At 61.2% G+C, this 22909-nt stretch carries 24 protein-coding genes; 23 read left to right on the forward strand and 1 reads right to left on the reverse strand.

Going from position 1 to position 22909, the window contains the following annotated elements:
* The first annotated feature begins 107 nt into the window (after window positions 1-107).
* From msrA to IM737_RS02045, 23 genes are all read left to right on the forward strand, one after another.
* Window positions 108-839 (forward strand): peptide-methionine (S)-S-oxide reductase MsrA, encoded by a 732-nt coding sequence (gene msrA, locus IM737_RS01935; protein ID WP_236897890.1) that lies wholly within the window; start codon window positions 108-110, stop codon window positions 837-839.
* 258 nt (window positions 840-1097) lie between these two features.
* On the forward strand, window positions 1098-1643 hold the full coding sequence (locus tag IM737_RS01940) for an outer membrane protein (protein ID WP_236897891.1): 546 nt from the start codon (window positions 1098-1100) through the stop codon (window positions 1641-1643).
* 312 nt (window positions 1644-1955) lie between these two features.
* On the forward strand, window positions 1956-2531 hold the full coding sequence (locus tag IM737_RS01945) for an outer membrane protein (RefSeq protein ID WP_236897892.1): 576 nt from the start codon (window positions 1956-1958) through the stop codon (window positions 2529-2531).
* A gap of 401 nt (window positions 2532-2932) precedes the next feature.
* A complete protein-coding gene (locus IM737_RS01950; RefSeq protein WP_236897893.1) occupies window positions 2933-3298 on the forward strand; it encodes an NADH-quinone oxidoreductase subunit A in 366 nt (121 codons plus the stop codon).
* Window positions 3289-3867, forward strand: a complete 579-nt coding sequence (locus IM737_RS01955; RefSeq protein ID WP_236897894.1) for a NuoB/complex I 20 kDa subunit family protein — start codon at window positions 3289-3291, stop codon at window positions 3865-3867. The genes IM737_RS01950 and IM737_RS01955 overlap by 10 nt, the downstream gene beginning before the upstream one ends.
* Before the next feature lie 12 nt (window positions 3868-3879).
* On the forward strand, window positions 3880-4497 hold the full coding sequence (locus IM737_RS01960) for an NADH-quinone oxidoreductase subunit C (protein ID WP_236897896.1): 618 nt from the start codon (window positions 3880-3882) through the stop codon (window positions 4495-4497).
* On the forward strand, window positions 4494-5690 hold the full coding sequence (locus IM737_RS01965; RefSeq protein ID WP_236897898.1) for an NADH-quinone oxidoreductase subunit D: 1197 nt from the start codon (window positions 4494-4496) through the stop codon (window positions 5688-5690). The genes IM737_RS01960 and IM737_RS01965 overlap by 4 nt, the downstream gene beginning before the upstream one ends.
* Window positions 5690-7018: an NADH-quinone oxidoreductase subunit NuoE gene (gene nuoE, locus IM737_RS01970; RefSeq protein ID WP_236897899.1), complete on the forward strand. Its 1329-nt coding sequence runs from the start codon at window positions 5690-5692 to the stop codon at window positions 7016-7018. Before IM737_RS01965 ends, nuoE begins: the two co-directional genes overlap by 1 nt.
* Window positions 7019-7210 carry a hypothetical protein gene (locus IM737_RS01975; RefSeq protein WP_236897900.1) on the forward strand — a complete coding sequence of 64 codons (192 nt, stop codon included), beginning with the start codon at window positions 7019-7021 and terminating at the stop codon, window positions 7208-7210.
* Window positions 7210-8517 carry an NADH-quinone oxidoreductase subunit NuoF gene (gene nuoF, locus IM737_RS01980; RefSeq protein WP_236897901.1) on the forward strand — a complete coding sequence of 436 codons (1308 nt, stop codon included), beginning with the start codon at window positions 7210-7212 and terminating at the stop codon, window positions 8515-8517. Before IM737_RS01975 ends, nuoF begins: the two co-directional genes overlap by 1 nt.
* Before the next feature lie 4 nt (window positions 8518-8521).
* Window positions 8522-10624, forward strand: coding sequence for an NADH-quinone oxidoreductase subunit NuoG (gene nuoG / locus IM737_RS01985; RefSeq protein ID WP_236897902.1), 2103 nt, complete (start codon window positions 8522-8524; stop codon window positions 10622-10624).
* An 8-nt stretch (window positions 10625-10632) separates the two neighbouring features.
* Entirely contained in the window at window positions 10633-11730 is a 1098-nt protein-coding gene (nuoH, locus tag IM737_RS01990; RefSeq protein ID WP_236897903.1) for an NADH-quinone oxidoreductase subunit NuoH, read from the forward strand.
* Complete coding sequence (nuoI, locus tag IM737_RS01995; RefSeq protein ID WP_236897904.1) at window positions 11730-12218, forward strand: NADH-quinone oxidoreductase subunit NuoI; 489 nt, start codon at window positions 11730-11732, stop codon at window positions 12216-12218. Before nuoH ends, nuoI begins: the two co-directional genes overlap by 1 nt.
* A gap of 11 nt (window positions 12219-12229) precedes the next feature.
* The gene (locus tag IM737_RS02000; RefSeq protein ID WP_236897905.1) at window positions 12230-12838 is read left to right on the forward strand and encodes an NADH-quinone oxidoreductase subunit J; all 609 of its coding nucleotides are present in this window, start codon (window positions 12230-12232) and stop codon (window positions 12836-12838) included.
* A gap of 15 nt (window positions 12839-12853) precedes the next feature.
* Complete coding sequence (gene nuoK, locus IM737_RS02005; RefSeq protein ID WP_236899836.1) at window positions 12854-13162, forward strand: NADH-quinone oxidoreductase subunit NuoK; 309 nt, start codon at window positions 12854-12856, stop codon at window positions 13160-13162.
* Between the two features lie 11 nt (window positions 13163-13173).
* Window positions 13174-15267 (forward strand): NADH-quinone oxidoreductase subunit L, encoded by a 2094-nt coding sequence (nuoL, locus tag IM737_RS02010; protein WP_236897906.1) that lies wholly within the window; start codon window positions 13174-13176, stop codon window positions 15265-15267.
* Window positions 15267-16874, forward strand: a complete 1608-nt coding sequence (locus IM737_RS02015) for an NADH-quinone oxidoreductase subunit M (RefSeq protein WP_236897908.1) — start codon at window positions 15267-15269, stop codon at window positions 16872-16874. Before nuoL ends, IM737_RS02015 begins: the two co-directional genes overlap by 1 nt.
* Before the next feature lie 63 nt (window positions 16875-16937).
* The gene (nuoN, locus tag IM737_RS02020) at window positions 16938-18332 is read left to right on the forward strand and encodes an NADH-quinone oxidoreductase subunit NuoN (protein ID WP_236899837.1); all 1395 of its coding nucleotides are present in this window, start codon (window positions 16938-16940) and stop codon (window positions 18330-18332) included.
* A complete protein-coding gene (locus IM737_RS02025) occupies window positions 18333-19163 on the forward strand; it encodes a biotin--[acetyl-CoA-carboxylase] ligase (protein WP_236897910.1) in 831 nt (276 codons plus the stop codon).
* A 73-nt stretch (window positions 19164-19236) separates the two neighbouring features.
* The gene (locus IM737_RS02030; RefSeq protein ID WP_236897912.1) at window positions 19237-20910 is read left to right on the forward strand and encodes a ribonuclease J; all 1674 of its coding nucleotides are present in this window, start codon (window positions 19237-19239) and stop codon (window positions 20908-20910) included.
* Between the two features lie 128 nt (window positions 20911-21038).
* Window positions 21039-21287, forward strand: a complete 249-nt coding sequence (locus IM737_RS02035; RefSeq protein ID WP_236897914.1) for a DUF1467 family protein — start codon at window positions 21039-21041, stop codon at window positions 21285-21287.
* Window positions 21288-21466: 179 nt separating this feature from the next.
* Window positions 21467-21817, forward strand: a complete 351-nt coding sequence (locus IM737_RS02040) for a hypothetical protein (protein ID WP_236897916.1) — start codon at window positions 21467-21469, stop codon at window positions 21815-21817.
* A gap of 136 nt (window positions 21818-21953) precedes the next feature.
* Window positions 21954-22313, forward strand: a complete 360-nt coding sequence (locus IM737_RS02045) for a hypothetical protein (protein WP_236897918.1) — start codon at window positions 21954-21956, stop codon at window positions 22311-22313.
* Here IM737_RS02045 and IM737_RS02050 read toward each other — a convergent pair.
* Window positions 22310-22639, reverse strand: a complete 330-nt coding sequence (locus tag IM737_RS02050) for an MmcQ/YjbR family DNA-binding protein (protein ID WP_236897920.1) — start codon at window positions 22637-22639, stop codon at window positions 22310-22312. The genes IM737_RS02045 and IM737_RS02050 overlap by 4 nt on opposite strands.
* Window positions 22640-22909: the final 270 nt, after the last annotated feature.

The raw sequence follows: 22909 nt of genomic DNA on the forward strand, positions 1-22909 counted from the left end.
TCAAGACGGTGTCGGTTCATTTCGCCGTGAAACGGCTGATCTGACGTAACCTTGGGAGCATATAGAGCGAACTGACGAGCAGATTGCTCAAACCAAGGTTCGCTCTCATGTCTATTTCCCGCACTATTGCTATACGCCGTCCGCTGGCCCGGCGCGCCGCACTGGCCTCCCTGCTTATCCTGCCCGCACTGGCCTTCGCGCTATGGAATCAGCCCATCACTGCGCAGGAAGCGCCGGTTGTCATTCCTGCACCGACCAAAGCCTTCTCGGAAACCGGCACCACCGCCACAGCGGTTTTCGCCGGCGGCTGTTTCTGGGGCGTGCAGGGCGTATTTCAGCACGTCAAGGGCGTGACCCGCGCGGTCTCTGGATATTCTGGCGGCGCCGCCGAAACCGCGACCTATGAGCTGACCGGCAGCGGCACCACCGGCCATGCCGAGGCCGTCGAAGTGACCTATGACCCATCGGTTGTGAGCTATGGCGAGCTGTTGCAGATCTACTTTTCGGTCGCCCACAACCCAACGCAGCTGAACTATCAGGGGCCAGATCGCGGCACGCAGTATCGTTCGACCATTTTCCCGGTGACTCCGGAGCAGGGTGAGTACGCAGAGGCCTACATTGCTGAGCTCGACGCGGCCGACCTGTTTGAAGGACCGATCGTTACGACAATCGAGCCCTTCCAGGCCTTCTACGCAGCTGAGCAATATCATCAGGACTTCCTGACCCTCAACCCGACCTGGCCCTACATCGTGGTCCATGACCTGCCCAAGATCGCTGCGTTGAAAGCAATTTTTCCCGACGCCTATCGCGACGAACCGGTGCTCGTTGGCGCCCTGTAGCGGGCAAAGGCTTGCACAGGCGGGCCGACTGACGCCCGCCTGTGACACATCTGCAACGCTCGACTGGTGCCCTATTTTCGCCCCCTGAGGGACCGGTTTTCGCCGGCTCACTCCAGCAAACGTGGCATGTCGGCTATTTCCGAAGCCCGGCTTTATCGGGTCGCCTACGGGGAATCGCCTCAACGACCCTGACCGGAACCGCCACACAATCCCGGCGTTTCCAGCTCAGACGGTCCACTAGTAGTAAGGAGAACGGCGATGAGCATGTTCAACAAACTGGCGCTATCGGCGCTTGCCACAACTCTGACCATGGGGACCGCGTTCGCGGCGGACCTGATCACCGTGCCGACCAGCACGCCCGTCGAGATGCCCGTCTATGAGGAGCCGGGTTTTGATTGGAGCGGCTTCTATGCGGGTTTCTACGGTGAGGCACAATCCAGCGCGGTAGGCGGAACCCAGTACGGTCTGGGTATCCAGGCAGGCGTGAATGCCCAGTTCGATTTTTACCTCCTCGGTGCAGAAGTGGCCGTGCATGGCCTGACCGGCGATGTTGGCAACACCAGCTATGGCCAGATTCTTGGCCGCGCCGGCCTGGTCGTTACCGATGATGTACTGGTCTATGCCGCTGGCGGTTACGGCATCGACCTGGGCCTACCGGATGAGCAGGACGCGCTGCTCGGCGGTGGCATCGAAGTGGCCGTAACTGATAACATCTCGATTGAGGCGCAGTATCTCCACGCCTTCCCTCTCACCGGCGGTAATGCCAAGGACCAGGTGACCGTGGGCGCAAACTTCCACTTCTAGAAATCGAATCGCCGACCAGGAGAACGGCCTCGCTCGCGGGGCCGTTTTTTTGTTTCCTGCGCCGCCACAATCGCTTGACGGCACGACTCGGTCAGGTCCAGATTGCGACACCTCGTCGCCCCTTTTGAGGGACCGATTAGTGGCATTTGTATCAAACTGGGCCAAAATCGCGGCATTGGTGCAACACCAGCCCCGGAATGGTCACCTAACGTTATCCGCACTGCCTAATTTGCGTAACTGAAGGGTTGTCACGCGCGTTGAGGTGATGCATCTAGTCGGTCGACTACGGTTAACTCTATGGGAGTGCAAGATATGTTTGTACGTTCGCTTTCTCTCGGTGTGGCTGCTGCCGCGCTGCTCGCCGGTGGTGCTCAGGCTGCTGACCTGATCATCCCAACGACCCCCGTTCCGATCTACGAAGCTGCCGGCTTCGATTGGGAAGGTCTCTATGCTGGTGTGCGTCTCGGCGGCCAGTTCGTCGGCACCGCTGCTTATGGCGGCATTGCTGCTGGTCCGGCCATCACCGGTGGTGTTATCGGTGGCGCCGTCGGCGTGAACTTCGTTCCGGCCGACCCGTTCCTGGTCGGTGTTGAAGTCACTGGCGACTACATCTGGTTCAACGGCTTCTCGACCGGCGAATTCTTCGCCAACCTGCGCGCAGGTGCCATCGTAACCGACCAGGTTCTCGTTTACGCCCTGGGCGGCGTTGGCGTTCAGTCGACCGGCGGCGCAAGCAACAGCATCTACCAGCTCGGTGGTGGTGTTGAATTCGCAGTGACCGACGCGATCACCGTTCGCGGTGAAATCGTTGGCCAGGGCGACTTCACCGGTGGCGACGACTTCTTCGAAGCCGCCAAGGCCACCGTCGGCGTGTTCTACCACTTCTAAGATTTGCAATCGGGCAGGGCGGTAAACCGCCCTCTCGACCCAGCGTCTTGCAAACCCAATTCGGCGAACCACAGTAGTGGTTCGCCGTTTTGGTTCAAAGGGCTCCGCCATGGCGGAGCCTTTTTGTTTTGTACCGATTGATTCTGCCTCCGCTCGCCATTTCTGGAGCAACGTTTTCGGCGCAACGGCTTGCCCTGAAAATCCCCGATGCAGCACGGCCATTCTCGCTTATGGCAACTTCTATATATGATGATTTTGCTCATATTTTCTTTCCCTTGAAACCGGATAGCCAAAGGTCTAAGCCCAAGCCATCAACTGTCGTGTCGGTTCGCTCGCCCCAATTGCCTGTAGAACTCTCGCGGCGCCGGTCGCCCGGACCGGTCTAGAACACAGGCTGCCGCATGACTGATTTGCTCAGCGAATATCTGCCAATTGTCCTTTTCATCGGCCTTTCGGCCGTTATCGGACTGGCTCTGCTGGTTGTTCCATTTCTCGTCGCCGTGAAGAACCCGGACCCCGAAAAGGTCTCGGCCTTCGAAGCCGGTTTTGATGCCTTTGACGATGCCCGCATGAAGTTCGACGTGCGATTCTATCTTGTGTCGATTCTCTTCATCATCTTCGACCTTGAAGTGGCATTTCTCTTCCCCTGGGCTGTGGCCTTCCGCGATGTCGGCTGGTTCGGATTCTGGTCGATGATGATCTTCTTGGGCGTGCTGACGGTTGGCTTTATCTACGAGTGGCGGAAGGGGGCTTTGGAATGGGATTGAGCGACACCAATACGCTGGTCGCGCCACACCCCACGGGTATGATCGATCCGCGTACCAACAAGGCCGCCGGCGCCGCCGATCCGTTCTTCACCGACGTGACCGACGAACTGGCTGACAAGGGTTTCCTCGTCTCTACCGTCTCGCAGTTGGTGAACTGGGCGCGTACCGGTTCGCTGATGTGGATGCAGACAGGCCTTGCCTGTTGCGCCGTCGAGATGATGCAGATGTCGATGCCGCGCTACGATATCGAGCGGTTCGGCACCGCGCCGCGCGCTTCGCCGCGCCAGTCGGACGTGCTGATCGTCGCCGGCACGCTGACCAACAAGATGGCGCCGGCGCTGCGCAAGGTCTACGACCAGATGCCCGAGCCCCGCTATGTCATCTCCATGGGCAGCTGTGCCAATGGTGGCGGCTACTACCATTATTCTTACTCGGTCGTGCGCGGATGTGACCGCGTGCTGCCGGTGGATGTCTATGTCCCCGGCTGCCCCCCGACCGCCGAAGCGCTTCTCTACGGCATCTTGTTGCTGCAAAAGAAGATCCGCCGCACCGGCACCATAGAACGATAGGGATCGCTCATTATGGATGATGCCATCCAGGTTGATCCGCTTGTGGACCTTGGCCAGCACATTGCTGGCGCTCTGGGCGCTGCGGTTATTTCCCAGGAAGTCGCTTTCGGCGAACTGACCATGACCGTGGAACGCGATTCGATCGTTTCCGTGGCGACCTTCTTGCGCGACGATCCGAAATGCCGGTTCATCGCTTTCGTCGACGTTTGCGGCGCCGATTACCCAGAGCGCGATGAGCGTTTCGATGTGGTCTACCATTTCATGAGTCCGCACCTGAACCAGCGTGTCCGCGTCAAGCTCTCGGCTGATGACGTGAACCCAGTGCCAAGCATCACCGGCGTCTTCCGTGGCGCCGACTGGTTCGAGCGCGAGACCTATGACCTCTACGGTGTACTGTTCTCCGGCCACGCCGACCTGCGCCGTATCCTGACCGACTACGGCTTTGATGGCCATCCGCTGCGCAAGGACTTCCCGGTCACCGGCTTCGTCCAGGTTCGCTACGATGAAGAGCGCAAGCGGGTCGTTTATGAGCCCGTGCGGCTGATGCAGGAATTCCGCACCTTTGACTATTTGTCGCCTTGGGAGGGTACTGACTACGTGCTGCCCGGTGACGAGAAGGCGAAACAATGAGCGTCGCTGAAGCAAACGTCCGCAACTTCACGATCAATTTTGGTCCGGTCCACCCGTCTGCCCACGGTGTGCTGCGTCTGATTCTCGAGCTCGACGGTGAAATCGTCGAGCGTGTCGATCCGCATATCGGCTTGCTGCATCGTGGCACGGAGAAGCTGATCGAGTCCAAGACCTATCTTCAGGCCATGCCCTATTTCGATCGTCTCGACTATGTCGCGCCGATGAATCAGGAGCATGCTTTCTGCCTCGCCGCAGAGAAGTTGCTGGGCATTAGTGTGCCGCGCCGTGGCCAACTGATTCGCGTCCTCTACTGCGAAATCGGGCGTCTGCTGGCGCACCTGATGAACGTGACCACCCAGGCCATGGACGTCGGCGCGCTCACCCCGCCTCTGTGGGGTTTCGAGCAGCGCGAAAAGCTGATGATCTTCTACGAGCGCGCTTCTGGCTCCCGTATGCACGCGGCCTATTTCCGCCCGGGCGGTGTCCATCAGGACCTTCCGCAGGCGCTGATCGACGACATCGAGACCTTTTGCGAGACGTTCCCGAAGGCCCTGGCTGACATTGACAGCCTGCTGACCGAGAACCGCATCTTCAAGCAGCGTAACGTCGATATTGGCGTGGTGAAGCTGGAAGACGCCTGGAACATGGGTTTTTCGGGCGTGATGGTGCGTGGTTCTGGCGCTGCCTGGGACCTGCGCAAGAGCCAGCCTTACGAATGCTATGCCGAGATGGATTTCGACATTCCGATTGGCAAGAACGGCGACTGCTTCGACCGTTATCTCATCCGCATGGAAGAGATGCGCCAGTCGACGCGTATCATGAAGCAGTGTGTGGACAAGCTGAACGCCGCCGATGGCAAGGGCCCGGTGTCCTCGCTCGACGGCAAGGTCGTTCCGCCCAAGCGCGGCGAAATGAAGAAGTCGATGGAAGCCCTGATCCATCACTTCAAGCTTTACACCGAGGGCTTCAAGGTTCCGGCCGGCGAAGTCTATGCCGCTGTGGAAGCCCCCAAGGGCGAATTCGGCGTCTATCTGGTCAGCGACGGCACCAATAAGCCCTACCGCTGCAAGATTCGTGCGCCGGGTTTTGCGCATTTGTCGGCCATGGATTTCCTGTGTCGCGGCCACATGCTGGCTGACGTCTCGGCCATCCTTGGTTCGCTCGATATCGTGTTCGGAGAGGTTGACCGCTAATGGTTTCGCGTCGCCTTGCGGACGAGTCGGTTCAACCGGCCCAGTTCGCGTTCAGTGCTGAAAACGCCAAGTGGGCGGAATGGAAGATCGGGCTTTACCCGGCCGGCCGTCAGCAATCTGCTGTTATTCCGCTGCTCATGCGGGCGCAGGATCAGGACGGCTGGGTCAGCCGCGCCACGATCGAGTCCATCGCCGATATGCTCGGCATGGCTTATATCCGCGTGCTGGAAGTCGCGACGTTCTACACGCAGTTTCAGCTGCAGCCGGTTGGCAAGCACGCGCATATTCAAGTTTGCGGCACGACACCGTGCCAGCTGCGCGGTGCGGAAGCGCTGATCGACATCTGCAAGTCCAAGATCCACCACGACCCGCACCACCTCAATGCCGATGGCACGATGAGCTGGGAAGAGGTCGAATGCGCCGGCGCCTGTGTCAACGCGCCGATGGTGACGATCTACCACGACACCTACGAAGACCTCACGCCCGAGCGCTTCGAAGAAATCGTCGACGCCTTCCACGCCGGCAAGGGCGACACCATCAAGCCGGGCCCGCAAATCGCGCGCCTGCATTCGTCAGCCGAAGGTGGCCAGACCACGCTGCTCGAAAAGCCGACTGCCAAGCGGGAGAAGTTCATTCCACCGGCTCCACCGCCGGAGGCTGCTCCCCCAGCGCCAGCCGCTGCACCGGCGCCGACCGCTGCAGCACCCGCTGCTCCGACCACGGCAGGCAAGCCCAAGGACGTTGCCGAAGAAAACGCTCCTGCGCTCAAGGGTACTCCTGCCAGTGCCAAGGTATCCGAGGCCAAGGCTGAAGGCGAGCGCAAGGCTGCCAGCGCTTCTGCCAAGGCCAATGGCAAGCCGAACAAGGCGATGCGCGAAGGCGCAACGGGTGCCGAGACCGATGCGGCCAAGGTCGATGGTGGCAAAGCGCCAGGCAAGGCAACGACTGAAGCTGCCGCCGATGGCGCCGCAGCGGCCGGTACCAAGAAGACCCGCACGATCATCGCGCCCAAGGCCAATCCGGCTGAAGTTGTGCCAACGGCCGAAAAGGGTGGCGCAGCTCCGCTGTTTGCCGCCCCCGCTGGTGCCCCGGACGACCTCAAGTTGATCTCAGGCGTCGGTCCCGTGCTCGAAGGCCGCCTCAATGCTCTTGGCATCACCAAGTGGAGCCAGGTTGCAGCGCTTACGCCCGAGCAGATCGACCAGGTCGAGGGCTCTCTGAACTTCAAGGGCCGCGTGGCTCGGGACAACTGGTTGCAGCAAGCCGACGTGCTCGCACGCGGCGGTGTTGACGAATATCGCAAGGTGTTTGGGAAGGATCCCCGATAAATGGCACTGGATCGCAGCAAGCTTACCGTCAAAGACTATGTCGTTGGTGCAGTGATTGTTGCGGTCTGCTTTATCGTGGTGTTTTTCCTGGCGGCATGGCTGGTTCCAGCTGCGCCGCAATGGATTTTGAGCGCGATCGCCGCTGTTATCGGCGTCGTGATCTGGACGAGAGTTGTGGGGCGGAATACGTAATGCTCGCTGACAAAGATCGCATTTTTACCAACCTCTATGGTCACCACGACTGGACGCTGGCTGGCGCGCGGGAACGCGGCGCTTGGGCTGGCACGCGTGAGTTCATCGATTCTGGTCGCGACTGGATCACCAACGAAGTCAAAGCCTCCGGCCTTCGTGGCCGTGGTGGCGCCGGTTTCCCGACGGCACTCAAGTGGACCTTCATGCCCAAGGTCAACGACGGCCGCCCGCATTACCTGCTAGTCAACGCCGACGAATCTGAGCCCGGCACTTGCAAGGACCGCGACATCCTGCGCCATGATCCGCACCACCTGGTCGAGGGCTGCCTCCTGGCTGCCCGCGCCATGGATGCGCACCTCGCCTTCATCTATGTGCGCGGTGAATTCATCCGTGAGCGCCAGCATCTTGAGCACGCGGTGCAGGAAGCCTACGACGCCAAGCTGATCGGCAAGGACAATATCCACGGTTGGGACCTGGACATTATCGTCCACCACGGCGCCGGCGCTTACATCTGCGGCGAAGAAACCGCGCTGATGGAATCGCTTGAAGGCAAGAAGGGCCAGCCGCGCCTCAAGCCGCCATTCCCGGCCGGCATGGGCGTCTACGGCAACCCGACCACCGTCAACAACGTCGAGTCGATCGCCGTTGTCCCGGAAATCCTGCGCCGCTCGGGCGCCTGGTTCGCTTCCATCGGTCGTGCCAACAATACCGGCACCAAGCTGATGTGCGTCTCTGGCCACGTGAACAAGCCTGCGACCTTCGAAGAGGCCATGGGCGTCACCTTCGAAGAGATCATCGAGAAGCATTGCGGCGGCATCCGCGGCGGCTGGGACAACCTGCTAGCCGTTATCCCTGGCGGTGCGTCTGTCCCTTGCGTGCCCGGAGCCAAGATCCGCAATGCGGTCATGGACTTCGACGGACTTCGTGAAGTGGGGTCTTCACTCGGAACCGCCGCCGTGATCGTCATGGACAAGCAGACCGACATCATCAAGGCCATCTGGCGCCTCTCGGCATTCTACAAGCATGAGAGCTGCGGCCAGTGCACGCCATGCCGCGAAGGCACCGGCTGGATGATGCGCGTCATGGAACGCATGGTCGAAGGCCGCGCCCAGAAGCGCGAAATCGACATGCTGTTCGAAGTGACCAAGCAGATCGAAGGCCATACCATCTGCGCCCTCGGCGACGCTGCGGCCTGGCCGATCCAGGGCCTGATCCGCAACTTCCGCCACGTCATCGAAGAACGCATCGACCAGTACACATATTCGTCCACCTCCGACGGCGCCGTACCGTCGATCGCGGCGGAGTAGGGACATGGCAAATATCAAAGTCGACGGCGTACTCGTCGAGGTTCCGGACTACTACACGCTGATGCAGGCGGCTGAGGCCGCTGGCGCTGAAATCCCGCGCTTCTGCTATCACGAGCGCCTGTCGGTCGCCGGCAATTGCCGCATGTGCCTTGTCGAGGTCAAAGGTGGTCCGCCCAAGCCGCAGGCAAGCTGCGCCATGTCGGTCAAGGACCTGCGTCCCGGCCCCAATGGCGAGCCGCCCGAAATGTTCACCAACACGCCGATGGTCAAGAAGGCCCGCGAAGGCGTGATGGAATTCCTGCTGATCAACCATCCGCTCGATTGCCCGATCTGCGATCAGGGCGGCGAGTGCGATCTACAGGACCAGGCCATGGCCTATGGCGTGGACAAGAACCGCTTTGCCGAGAACAAGCGCGCCGTCGAGGACAAGTATATTGGCCCGCTGGTCAAGACCTCGATGAACCGCTGCATCCACTGCACGCGTTGCGTCCGCTTCACCACGGAAGTCGCCGGCATTGCAGAAATGGGTCTGCTGGGCCGAGGCGAGGATGCCGAGATCACCACCTATCTCGAGCAGGCGCTGACCAGCGAGCTGCAGGGCAACGTCATCGACCTCTGCCCGGTCGGCGCGCTGACGAGCAAGCCCTATGCGTTCAACGCCCGTCCGTGGGAACTGATCAAGACCGAGTCCATCGACGTGATGGATGCCGTCGGATCGAACATCCGCGTTGACAGCCGTGGTCGCGAAGTGATGCGCATCCTGCCGCGCATCAACGAAGCCATCAACGAGGAGTGGATTTCCGACAAGACCCGCTTCATCTGGGACGGTCTCAAGAGCCAGCGGCTCGATCGCCCCTATGTGCGCAAGTCCGGCAAGTTGCAGGCAACGTCGTGGGACGAGGCTCTGGCTGCCGTCGCCGCGCGCATCAAGAAAGCCGGCAACAAGGTCGGCGCGATCGCTGGCGACCTGGCCGGTGTCGAAGAGATGTATGCGCTCAAGGCGCTGCTGACCTCTGTTGGCTCGGGCATGACCGACGTTCGTCCGGCCATGTCGGGCATTGATCCGTCCATGCCGCGCTCGGCCTATCTGTTCAATCCAACCATTGCCGGCATCGAACAGGCTGACGCCATCGTCATCATCGGCGCCAATCCCCGCAACGAAGCCGCGCTGATCAACGCCCGCATCCGCAAGGTGTGGCGCGCCAGGAACACCCCGATCGCTGTCATCGGCGAACAGGCAGACCTGACCTACGCCTATAGCTACCTGGGCGAAGGCTTCGAGTCGCTGGCCGACCTGGCCGCCGGCAAGGGCTCGTTTGCCGAGATCCTCGGCAATGCCAAGAACCCGCTGATCATCGTCGGCGAAGGCGCCGTTTCGCATGCAGCTCTGGGCAAGCAGGCGGGCCGCGACGTGATCGCTCTCGCCTCCAAGCTGGCCACCGGCGCCAATGTCGCCGAAGGCTGGAATGGCTTTGCGCTGCTGCACAACGCTGCCAGCCGCGTCGGCGGCATCGACATCGGCTTCGTGCCGCATGACGGTGGCGTCTGCTCGGCCGACCAGATTGCGCTGGCCGGCAAAGGCGAACTCGACGTGCTCTTCCTGCTTGGTGCCGACGAGTACGACACCGCTGCCATGGGCAAGGCGTTCGTGGTCTATATCGGCAGCCACGGCGACAAAGGCGCACACCGCGCCGATGTCATCCTGCCGGGTGCGACCTATACCGAAAAGTCGGCGACCTACGTCAATACCGAGGGCCGCGTGCAGGTGACCAGCCGCGCTGTGTTCCCGCCGGGTGATGCCAAGGAAGACTGGGCCATCATCCGCGCTCTGTCTGGCGCAATGGGCAAACCGTTGCCGTTCAACTCTCTGAACCAGCTGCGCGCCGCTATCTACGCCGAATTCCCACATCTGGCTCGTATCGACCAGATCGCTTCGGGTTCGGTGGCTGATGTGGCCAAGCTCGCCAAGGCCGCCATCAAGACCAAGTCGGCTAAATTCGTTCTGCCGGTTTCCGAATTCTATCTCAGCAATCCGATCGCCCGCGCCTCCGCCGTCATGGGCGAATGCGCTGCGACGGCCGCTGGCCTCAAGCAAGCTGCGGAGTAGGGAGCATAATGGACTTCGTACTCTCCGCACTCGACTACCTGCTCGGCATCCCGGTCCTCGGCTGGGGTGTGCAGGTTGGTTTTGTCTACAAGGCACTGCTGCTGCTTGTCGCGCTGCTGGTCTTCACGGCCTTCATCCTGCTGGCCGATCGCAAGATATGGGCGGCCGTGCAGCTGCGCCGTGGTCCGAACGTCGTCGGTCCCTTTGGCTTGCTGCAGAGCTTTGCCGACCTGATCAAGTTTGCGCTCAAGGAGCCGGTCATCCCCGGCGGCGCCGACAAGATTCTGTTCCTTGCGGCGCCGCTGATCACAGCGACACTGGCGCTCGCCGGTTGGGCTATTGTGCCTGTCGGTGCTGGCCTCGCCATCGCCAACATCAATGTCGGCATACTCTACCTGCTCGCAATCTCGTCACTCGGCGTCTACGGCGTCATCATCGGCGGCTGGGCGTCCAACTCCAAATATCCGTTCCTCGGCTCGCTCCGCGCTGCCGCGCAGATGGTGTCCTACGAAGTCTCCATTGGCCTGGTGATCATCACGGTGCTGCTGTGCGTCGGGTCGCTGAACCTCAACGACATCATCCTCGCGCAGTACGAAATGGGCCTGGCCCACATGATCGGCCTGCCGCAGCTGACCTTCCTCAACTGGTTCTGGCTGCCGCTGTTCCCGATGTTCGTGGTGTTCTACATATCGGCCCTCGCCGAGACGAACCGCCCGCCCTTCGATCTGGCGGAAGGTGAATCCGAACTCGTTGCCGGTTTCATGACCGAATATTCGGCCACGCCCTACATGCTGTTCATGCTGGGCGAGTACATCTCGATCCTCCTGATGTGCGCCATGACCACCATCTTGTTCCTGGGTGGCTGGACCTCGCCGATCGACCTGCCGCCCTTCACCTGGATCCCAGGTGTGGTGTGGTTCGTACTCAAGGTTTCCGCGGTGTTCTTCATGTTCGCCATGGCCAAGGCCATCGTACCGCGCTACCGCTACGACCAACTCATGAAGATCGGCTGGAAGCTCTTTCTGCCGCTGTCGCTTCTGATGGTCGTCATTGTTGCTTTCGTCCTCCAGCTTACGGGCTGGGGCTGGCATGGAGGGATGGCCTGATGCGCGCCGCCCAGTTCGTCAATACGCTGCTGCTCACGGAGCTGGTGAAAGCCTTCTTCCTGACCATGCGGTATTTCTTCACCGCCAAGCCGACGATCAACTATCCCTTCGAAAAGGGCCATGTGTCGCCACGCTTCCGTGGTGAGCACGCTTTGCGTCGCTATCCAAACGGCGAAGAGCGCTGCATCGCTTGCAAGCTGTGTGAGGCCATCTGTCCCGCCCAGGCCATCACCATCGAAGCCGGCCCGCGCCAGAATGACGGCACTCGCCGCACGGTGCGCTACGACATCGACATGGTGAAGTGCATCTATTGCGGCTTCTGCCAGGAAGCTTGCCCGGTCGACGCCATCGTAGAAGGCCCGAACTTCGAATTCGCCACCGAAACGCGCGAAGAGCTCTACTTCTCCAAGGAGAAGCTGCTCGCCAATGGCGACCGCTGGGAGCGCGAAATCGCTGCCAACCTGTCCGCCGACGCACCGTATCGCTGAGAGGGAAGAGCATGACCCTTCCACTGTTCTTCTTCTACCTGTTCTCGGCCATCGCCGTGGCCTCGGCCTTCATGGTGATTTCGTCCAGGAACCCCGTGCATGCCGTGCTGTTCCTGATCCTGACGTTCTTTAACGCCTCGGGTCTGTTCATGTTGGCCGGCGCCGAGTTCCTCGCGCTCATCCTTATCGTCGTCTATGTGGGCGCCGTGGCGGTGCTGTTCCTGTTCGTCGTGATGATGCTCGACGTCGACTTTGCCTCGCTGCGGTCCGGCTTCCTGCAATACGCGCCGATTGGCGCCATTGTCGGCATTGTGCTGCTCCTCGAACTGTTGCTGGTCGCTGGCAGCTTCGTGGTGTCGCCCGAGGTTGCAGGCGGTGCGGCTCTGCCCATCGATGGCAGCGTGGACAACATCCGCGCGCTCGGGCAGGTGCTGTATACGCGCTATGTGTTCCTGTTCCAGGGCGCTGCGGCAGTGCTGCTGGTCGCCATGATCGGCGCCATCGTGCTGACTTTGCGCCATAAGCCGAATGTGAAGCGCCAGGATACTTATGCGCAGGTCGCACGTCGGCCGGAGCAAACGCTGGAAGTCGTCAAGGTCAAGAGCGGGCAAGGGCTGTAGGAGGCAAACATGGGCTTGGGTATCGGGCTCGGTCACTACCTGACCGTAGCCGCAATTCTGTTCACGCTGGGCGTGTTCGGCATCTTCATCAACCGCAAGAACGTCATCGTCATCCTGATGTCGGTCGAGCTGATCCTGCTTGCCGTGAACCTCAATTTCGTGGCCTTCAGCGCGCAGCTCAATGACCTGCAAGGGCAGGTATTCGCGCTGCTGATCCTCACGGTGGCTGCGGCTGAGGCCGCCATCGGCCTCGCCATCCTGGTTATTTTCTACCGCAACCGCGGCTCGATCGCGGTTGAAGACGTCAACATGATGAAGGGCTAAGAACCACCGCTATGATTCAGGCGATTGTTTTCCTGCCCCTTATCGGCGCGCTGATTGCGGGCCTCCTGGGCCGCACCATCGGGCACCGCCCAAGTGAGTACCTGACCACAGGGCTGCTGCTGATCGCGGCTGTGCTGAGCTGGGTCGTCTTCCTGCCGGTTGCCTTTGGCGGCGGGTTGGTTGGCGCCGAGACGGACGGCCACACTGCCGTGCTCAAGGTTGAAGTCATGCGCTGGATCCAGGTCGGCGACGTGGATCTGCGCTGGATCCTGCGTGTCGATACGCTGACCGCCATCATGCTGGTCGTGGTCAACACCGTGTCGGCTCTGGTTCACGTCTATTCGATCGGCTACATGGCCGACGATCCGCATCGCAACCGCTTTTTCGCCTATCTCTCGCTCTTCACCTTCGCCATGCTGATGCTGGTGACGGCCGACAACTTCCTGCAGATGTTCTTCGGCTGGGAAGGCGTGGGCCTGGCGTCCTACCTGCTGATCGGTTTCTGGTACACCAAGCCATCCGCCACCGCGGCTGCAATGAAGGCTTTCATCGTCAACCGCGTCGGCGACTTCGGCTTTGCCCTCGGCATCTTCGGCGCCTTCATGGTACTCGGCCATGCTGACTTCGACGGCGCATTCCATGCGGCAGGAGAGTTTGCTACCACCGGCCTGCCGATCATGCAGTTCCTGGGCTGGCAGCTCGACGCCATGACCGTGATCTGCCTGCTGCTCTTCATGGGTGCCATGGGCAAGTCGGCGCAGTTCCTGCTCCACACCTGGCTGCCGGACGCCATGGAAGGCCCGACACCCGTGTCAGCGCTGATCCATGCCGCGACCATGGTGACGGCCGGCGTCTTCATGGTCGCCCGCCTGTCACCGCTGTTCGAGACCTCACCGACGGCCATGACCTTCGTGCTGGTCATCGGAACAATAACTGCCTTTTTCGCGGCAACCGTTGGCCTCGTGCAAAACGACATCAAGCGCGTCATCGCCTATTCGACCTGCTCGCAGCTCGGCTACATGTTCGTGGCGCTCGGGGCAGGGGCCTATTCCGCCGGTATCTTCCACCTGTTTACCCACGCCTTCTTCAAGGCGCTGCTGTTCCTAGGCGCTGGCGCGGTGATCCACGCCATGCACCATGAGCAGGACATGCGGAACATGGGCGGCCTCCGCCACAAGATCCCCGTGACCTATGCGATGATGATCATCGGCACGCTGGCGCTGACCGGCGTTGGCATTCCGGGCTCGGAATTCCTCGGTTTCGCTGGCTTCTTCTCCAAGGACTCGATCATTGAGGCGGCCTATGCCGTCGGCGGCAATGCAGGCACCTTCGCCTTCTGGTCGCTGGTCATCGCCGCTCTGTTCACCAGCTTCTACTCCTGGCGCCTGATCCACCTTACGTTCCACGGCACGCCGCGTCCGGCTGGGCATGGCCACGACGATCACGCTCACGATGACCACGCTGCCCATGCGCATGACGACCACACGCATGATGATCATGGCCATGACGACCACCACCATGGTTCGGCATACGACCATGCCCACGAGCCGCCGCGCGTCATGCAGATTCCGCTCTATGTGCTGGCTGTCGGTGCGGTCCTGGCGGGTGCGGTGTTCTACGGCATGTTTTTCCACGATGTGCAGCACATCGAGCACTTCTTCGCCGGTTCACTGGTCGTCGACCACGAGATCATCGAAGCGGCCCATCACGTCCCGCTTTGGGTCAAGTGGAGCGCCACCATCTCGATGCTCGTCGGTGCAGGCGTCGCCTATTTCATGTACATCCGCCGTCCGAACCTGCCGGGCAAACTGGCGGCCCAGAATCCGGGCCTCTACCAGTTCTTGCTCAACAAGTGGTACTTCGACGAGCTCTACAACGCGATCTTCGTCAAGCCGGCTCTGTGGATCGGACGCGCCTTCTGGAAGGGCTTCGATGACTGGCTGATCGACGAAAAGATCACCGAGGGCCTCGGCCGCCGGGTGCAAAACGTGACCTCCTGGGTCACCAAGCTCCAGTCCGGTTATGTCTACCACTATGCCTTCGCCATGCTGATCGGCATTGCGGCACTGCTGACCTGGGCCATTGCGGCCGGGGGACTGATCTGATGACCTTCGACAACACCATCCTCACAGTCCTCACCTGGCTGCCCATGGTCGGCGCCATCGTGCTGCTGTTCACGCCCAAGACCTCGCTCGACGTCATCCGCTGGTTGACGCTTGCGTTGACGGTTGTCACCTTCGTGCTGTCGCTCTGGATGTGGAGCGCGTTCGATCCGTCCAATGCCGGCTTCCAGTTTGTGGTCAATTACGCCTGGATCGGCGACACCATCGGCTACCGGGTCGGTGTCGACGGCATTTCGGTGCTGTTCGTAGTACTGACGGCGCTGCTGATGCCGTTCGCGATCCTGGCCAGCTGGGAAAGCATCGACACCAAGGTCAAGGAATACATGATCGTATTCCTGATCCTGGAGACGCTGATGATCGGCGTTTTCACCACGCTCGATCTGGCGATGTTCTACGTGTTCTTCGAAGGCACGCTGCTGCCGATGTTCCTGATCATCGGCATCTGGGGCGGCTCCAAGCGCATCCAGGCCAGCTACAAGTTTTTCTTCTATACCTTCATCGGGTCAGTCCTGATGCTCCTCGCCATCATGGCCATGTACTGGAATGGCGGCACCACCGACATTTCCAAGCTGCTGACCCATGATTTCCCCAAGGATTGGCAGCCTTGGCTATGGTGGGCATTCTTCGCCTCGCTCGCGGTCAAGATGCCGATGTGGCCGTTCCATCGCTGGCTGCCAGAGGCCCACGTGCAGGCGCCGACCGCCGGCTCGGTGATCCTGGCCGCCATTCTGCTCAAGCTCGGCGGCTACGGCTTCTTGCGCTTCAGCCTGCCGATGTTCCCGGACGCCTCGCTTCAGTTCGCCAACATCGTCTTCTTTCTCTCCGTCGCCGCCATCATCGTGACCTCGCTGGTCGCCCTGGTGCAGACCGATATCAAGAAGCTGATTGCCTATTCGTCCGTCGCCCATATGGGCTTCGTGACCATGGGCATCTTCGCCGGCAACGCCCTGGGCATCCAGGGCGCGATGTTCCAGATGATTTCGCACGGCATCGTCTCCGGCGCGCTCTTCCTCTGCGTCGGCGTCATCTATGACCGCGTGCATACCCGCGACATCGAGGCCTATGGCGGCCTGGTCGAGCGCATGCCGCGCTATGCCTTTGCCTTCATGGTCTTCACCATGGCCAACGTCGGCCTGCCGGGCACGTCGGGCTTTGTCGGCGAGTTCCTCACCATGATCGGCGTGTTCCAGGTCAATACCTGGGTGGCGTTCGGCGCCGCTTTCGGTGTGATCTTCTCGGCTGGCTATGCCCTCTGGCTCTACCGCCGGGTGATCTTTGGCGCACTGACCAAGGACAGCCTCAAGGGCATCCTTGATCTCAATCTGCGCGAGAAGGTGATCCTTTATCCGCTGATCGTGCTGACCATCGTCTTTGGTTTCTATCCGGCGCCGATCCTCGATACGACCGCCGCAGCCGTCAACAATCTCGTCTCGCACTACGCGACCTCGGTTGGGCTTGATCCGGCAGTCTCGCTGGCCGACGCGCGGGCACCGCTGGTTCTCGCTGAACCTGTTGCCGCCGAAGGCGAACACGCTGCTGAAGGCGAGCATGCCGCCGAAGAGCCGGCGGCCGCGCCGGCTGCCCACTAGGAGTATAGACCCGTGAACTCAGACGTTACCGATTTCGCGAGCCTGGCTCCGGCCTATCCGGAAATGCTCCTGGCCGTGGGCGCAATCGTGTTGCTGCTTGTCGGCGTAGTGATCAACAAGGAGCGCTCGCTTCTGGTCTCCTACGGCGCTGTTCTGCTGTTGCTCATTGCCGGCGCGCTGATCCTGTTTGCTCCGGCCGATGGCGTGCTGTTCAACGGCGTATTCATTGCCGACAGCTTTGCGCGCTACATGAAGGTCCTGGTGCTGGGCGGTTCGGCCTTCTCGCTACTGCTGGCGTTGCCGCGCGCCGAAGAGAACGGCACCCACAAGTTCGAATATGCTATACTCGTCGTGCTCGCGACGCTCGGCATGATGATGATGGTGTCGGCCAACGATCTCATGAGCCTCTATGTCGGCCTTGAGCTGCAGTCGCTGTCGCTCTATGTGCTCGCCGCCATCAAGCGCGACGACAGCAAGGCGACTGAAGCGGGCCTCAAGTATTTCGTGTTGGGCGCTCTCAGCTCCGGCATGCTGCTCTACGGTGCTTCGCTGGTCTATGGATTTACCGGCCACACCAACCTGCAGGAGATCGTTCTTGCTATCGCATCAGAAGGCCGCTCCATTGGCCTGATCTTCGGCGTGGTGTTCCTCCTCGCTGGCGTTGCCTTCAAGATTTCCGCCGTGCCGTTCCACATGTGGACGCCCGACGTCTATGAAGGCGCTCCGACCCCAGTCACTGCGTTCTTCGCCACGGCACCCAAGGTGGCGGCGATGTCGCTGATGGTCCGCCTGGTTATGGATACCTTCCAGGGCATCACGCATGACTGGCAGCAGATCGTCATCTTCCTGTCCATCGCGTCCATGGTGCTGGCTGCCTTCGCCGCCATCGGCCAGAAGTCGCTCAAGCGACTGATTGCCTACTCCTCGATCGGCCACGTTGGTTTCGCACTGGTCGGCCTGTCGTCTGGCACCCAGGTCGGTGTCGAAGGTGTCGCCATCTACATGGCCATCTATGTCGCGATGACAGTGGGCCTTTTCGCCTGCCTCCTGTCGTTCCGCACCGAGAACGGCTATGTCGAGAACATCTCCGATCTGGCCGGCGCGGCGCAGAACCGCCCGTTCGTCGCGGCCATCATGGCGATCCTGATGTTCTCGCTGATCGGCATGCCGCCGTTGGCCGGCTTCTTCGCCAAGTGGCACGCCTTCCTGGCCGCCATCGATGCCCAGCTTTATGTGCTGGCCGTCATAGGCGTTCTGGCTTCAGCGGTTAGCGCCTTTTACTACCTGCGCGTGGTCAAGGTGATGTACTTCGACGAGCCCGTGCACAAGTTCGAAGTCGTGCCGGCCGAGCTCAACATCATCATGGCGGTGAGCGGCTTCCTTGTTGTGACCTACTACTTCACGGTCGGCAGCCCGCTTGCAAGTTACGCGCACACCGCCGCCGGAAGCCTGTTCTAGGTGACGGACTTCTCTCTCGGACCCAAGGCGCGCGCGGCCGGATACCGGCTGCGCGGCTTTGACACCATAGGTTCGACCAACTCCGAAGCGCTGGCGGCGGCCGCTGCCGGCGACCATGGCGGCCTCTGGTTTGCCGCGCGCCAACAGACAGCGGGCAGGGGCCGTCGCGGTCGCCAGTGGGAAAGCCCCCACGGCAATTTGGCAGCGACCCTCTTGATGGTACCCGAGGCCGACCCCACTTTGGCAGCAACGCTGGGCTTCGTCGCCGGCGTTTCGCTCAACCGCGCGCTTTCGGCCATCCTTCCTGGTGGCATCGTCAAGATCGGTATCGACGGTGCCGACGGCGTGGGTGGCAACTCCCGTATTGCGCTCAAGTGGCCCAATGATGTGTTGGCCGATGGCGCCAAGTTGGCTGGCATCCTGCTCGAAGCCAGCAAGCTACCCGATGGACGCCACGCCATCGCCATCGGCTTTGGCGTCAACGCCGTTGCAGCGCCCCAGGGGTTGCCCTATCCGGCTACGAGCCTGGTTGATCTCGGCGTGGCCCGTGACGCCGAGGCTGTGTTCGAGGCGCTGAGCGACGCCTGGGTCGATACCTTTGGTCTTTGGGCCGATGGCCGGGGCATCGGCGATGTACTCAAGCATTGGCGGGCCGCTGCCGCTGGTATTGGCGCGCCTGTCGCCGTCAACCAGAACGGCGACGTGCTGCGCGGCATTTTCGAAACCATCGACGACGAGGGACGATTGATCGTTCGCGCCGACGACAACCGTCGCATCGCGATTACTGCTGGCGACGTGCACTTTGGGGCAACGGCCAGCGCCCGAAGCTGACCACAACTATTGCGCAGGCGACCGGCGACCAAAGATCGATCCGGCGTTGCGCTCGAAAGGACTGAACTGACCCATGGCTAAAAACCAAAGGGATGAACTCGTCTTCGTGCCGCTTGGCGGCGTTGGCGAGATTGGCATGAATATGGGCGCCTACGGCTTCGGCCCGGAGCGTTCGCGCAAATGGATCGTGGTCGATTGCGGGGTGACCTTCGGTGGGCCCGACCTGCCGGGGATCGAGCTGATCATGGCCAACCCCGAATTCCTCGAGGAACGCGCCGACGATGTGTTGGCGCTGATCCTCACTCACAGCCACGAAGACCACTACGGCGCCGTGCTGGACCTGTGGCCCGGCTTTGAAAAGCCGGTCTTCTGCACGCCCTTCACCGCGGCCATGCTGGCCGCCAAGCGGGCAGGGGACGGCATCGTCGAAAACGTCGACGTCACCATCATGCGTCCGGGCAAGCCATTCGAGATCGGCCCGTTCACCATCGAAGCGATCAACGTCGCTCACTCGATTCCTGAGTCCAACGCCTTGCTGATCAGCACGCCGATCGGCCGCGTGCTCCACACCGGCGACTGGAAGCTTGATCCCACGCCAGTGGGCAACGCTCCGACCGATGTCGCCCGCCTGCAGAAGATAGGCGAGGATCGCTCCACCCCGCTCGCCCTGATCTGCGACTCGACCAACGCACTCAAGGATGGCGAAAGCCCGAGCGAGGCTGAAGTCGCGGCCAATCTCGCCGCGATGATCGCCGAGGCGCCCAACCGCGTTGCCGTGACCACCTTCGCGTCGAACGTGGGCCGCGTCATCTCCATCGTCCGCGCCGCCGAGAAGGCTGGTCGCCAGGTCGTCATGTCGGGCCGTTCACTGCACCGCATCACCGGCATCGCCCGCGAACTGGGCATGCTGGAAGGCCTGCCGCCGCTGCTCGACCAGGACGCCTACAAGTCCATTGCCCGCAACAAGATCGTGCTGATCTGCACCGGCAGCCAGGGCGAAGCCCGCGCCGCCATCGCCCGAATTGCCCGCGGCGAGCATCCAGTGATCGATCTCAACGCTGGCGACCGCATGATCTTCTCGTCCTGGGCCATCCCCGGTAACGAGCGCGAAGTCATCGATATCCAGAATATGCTGATCGACAAGGGCGTCGAGGTCATCACGCAGAATGACGGGCTGGTCCACGTCACCGGCCATCCGCGCCGCGAGGAACTGCGCCGGCTCTATGAATGGGTGAAGCCAGAGGTGCTGGTGCCCGTGCATGGAGAAGCGGTGCATCTGACGGCCCACGCAAAGCTCGGCCGTGAATCAGGCATCGCCAATGTCATCGATGCGCGCAATGGTGATCTGGTGCGCCTGTTCCCTGAGCCCCTGGCTTTCCCAGCCGAAGTCCGCACCGGCGAGCTGTATCTCGACGGCCTCGTGCTTTGCACGCCCGAGGAGTCGGGCGTAAAGGGCCGTCGTCGTCTGTCTTTCGGTGGCCACGTCGTTGTCAGCCTTGCCGTCAATGGCGGTGGGCAGGTCGTGTCAGGCCCGGATCTGGTGATCGAGGGTCTACCGGAAACGGAAGACGAGTCGTTGAGTGACCTGGTAGAGGACACCATTGCCGGCGTGCTCAAATCCATGCCGCCCAAGCGCCGCAGCGACACCGAGGTGCTGAATTCGGCCCTGTTCAAGGCCATTCGCAACGAGGTCAATTCCTACTGGGGCCGCAAGCCGAACGTTTCGGTCTTCGTCCACCGGGTGTAGCCAACCAACGGGAGATTCCCGCGAAAGCGGGAATCTCCCTCGGGCTGCGACACTATGAAGGGAGATTCCCGCTTTCGCGGGAATGGCTCGGGGCGTATTGAAAGCGCATCGCAGCGTCAGGAAAAGCCATGCAGATCGGCTCCATCATCGCCGTCTTCTTCGTCGTCTGGTGGCTGTGCTTTGTCGCGGTACTGCCCATCGGCAACCAAAGCCAGGCCGAGGCCGGCAATGTCACTGCCGGGACAGACCCCGGCGCGCCGGTTGCACCACGCATGCTGCGCAAGCTCCTCTTGGCCACCGCACTCGGCATCCTGTTCACGGGACTGCTGTTCTGGGCCCTGACAAACGAAACCCTGCACCACTACTGGAACCGCTGACCCCCTGAGTATGGGGTGCCACCGGGCTGGCTTATGCTAGCGTGCGGACCTCGGAGGTGAATATGCGGGCTCTATCCACAGCATTGGCAGCCGTTGCGCTGACCGTTTTCACGACTGCGCCTGCATTGTCATGGGAGTTTGGCATCAGCGAAAGCGGCGACGTTTTTTGGACGATAGCCATGGACCAGACTGGTGAGACCAAGCTGGCTTTCTTCTGCAGCCAGGCCTTTCCGGGCGCCATCCTCACCCAGATTGCCATCGATCAGCCAGGTCCTTCCAGCACAGTGCCGGTCGAACTTGGGTTCGAAGTGGCCGGTCGGAACTATGGTCCGATTTCGGCCAATGCCGAGTCAGTGGATGGGAACCTTGTGGTGTCGTCCAACGGTGATACCGCGGCGATCGGGGAAGTCGCGCGGGCCGTCTATGCGCACGATGGCACCATCGTCCTGAACTACTACGAAAGCGTGTGGCGCTTCGAGGGGGCCGCCTACTCGGAATCCTTCGGGGCAATACTCGACGCCTGCGGTTAGGCCAATGCCTGTACGCTGCAGATTTCACCTCCTCATCGGACTGGTTGCCTTTGCATGTGGCGCCGTTCAGGCGTCTGCGGCCGAGTGGGACTATATGACCAATGGTCCGGGACAATATGACGGACATTCGACGGGCGTGCTGGACGATACCGGGACGGCGGTCATCGTCTTCAATTGCAACCTGGCGAATAGAGGCAGCATCACGTTTGAAATCGCCACAGGCACACTGGCTTTTGCCGACCAGGTGAACGCCGAAGTGCCTGTGGACGTCGATGACACGCGTTATGAGATTGTCGCCATGATGCTTGATTCGGACGGCAAGCAAATGGCCATGACCTGGGGTTCACAGAGCGCGGTCAACGACGCGGCCAATGCAATCTTCGAAAGCGCTGGCCCGGTTACCGTCGCCCTGGGTGAGCACGTCTATAATTTCGTCGGAGCTGATCGCAGCGAGAATTTCGCCCGCATGCTCGACACCTGCGGAGGGCGCTACTAGCGGCGCTTCTTCGGCTTGCCGACCGCATGGGCATGCGCCATTGCCAGCGCGGCAGCCAGATCATCCTCGGTGGCGTCGGCGAGCGTTATCGTGGTCCAGCCCTGGCGTTCCCAGGCATTGTCGATTGGGGAGAACACAGTTGGCGCCAGCATGCACTTGAACGCCTGTTCGTCCGGCGTGAATTTCAGGTTCGCCGTTAGCCCATCTGCGGCCAGCGTCGCATAGATGCGGTCGACCTTGAACGCTGCGCGATCGAAATGCGGCGCTTCGGTCGTGCCGGGCAGCGCGTGAGCTATGCGTTTCAGATCTGCCGCACTCTGGGGCATTTTGGGGCTCCGTCATTTCGTTCGACGACAGAAACAAAAAAGCGGGGCACAAGGCCCCGCTGAATTAAGTTTGTTCGACAATACGCTGGTCTTAGGCACGCTATACAGCGGCAGCCAACGCTCCTCCCTTGACGTTGTCGACGTCCGGCGGTTTGTGACCGCCTGTGCTTTATTGCGACGGACCCTAACAACAAGATTTGGCCCTGTCACGTAGATTCTGCATGCCTTCCATGCTTGCATCGGATGGACGAGTAGGATTTGAGTGGGCAT

This window comes from Devosia sp. SL43 (genome assembly GCF_021729885.1).
Taxonomy (GTDB): Bacteria; Pseudomonadota; Alphaproteobacteria; order Rhizobiales; family Devosiaceae; genus Devosia.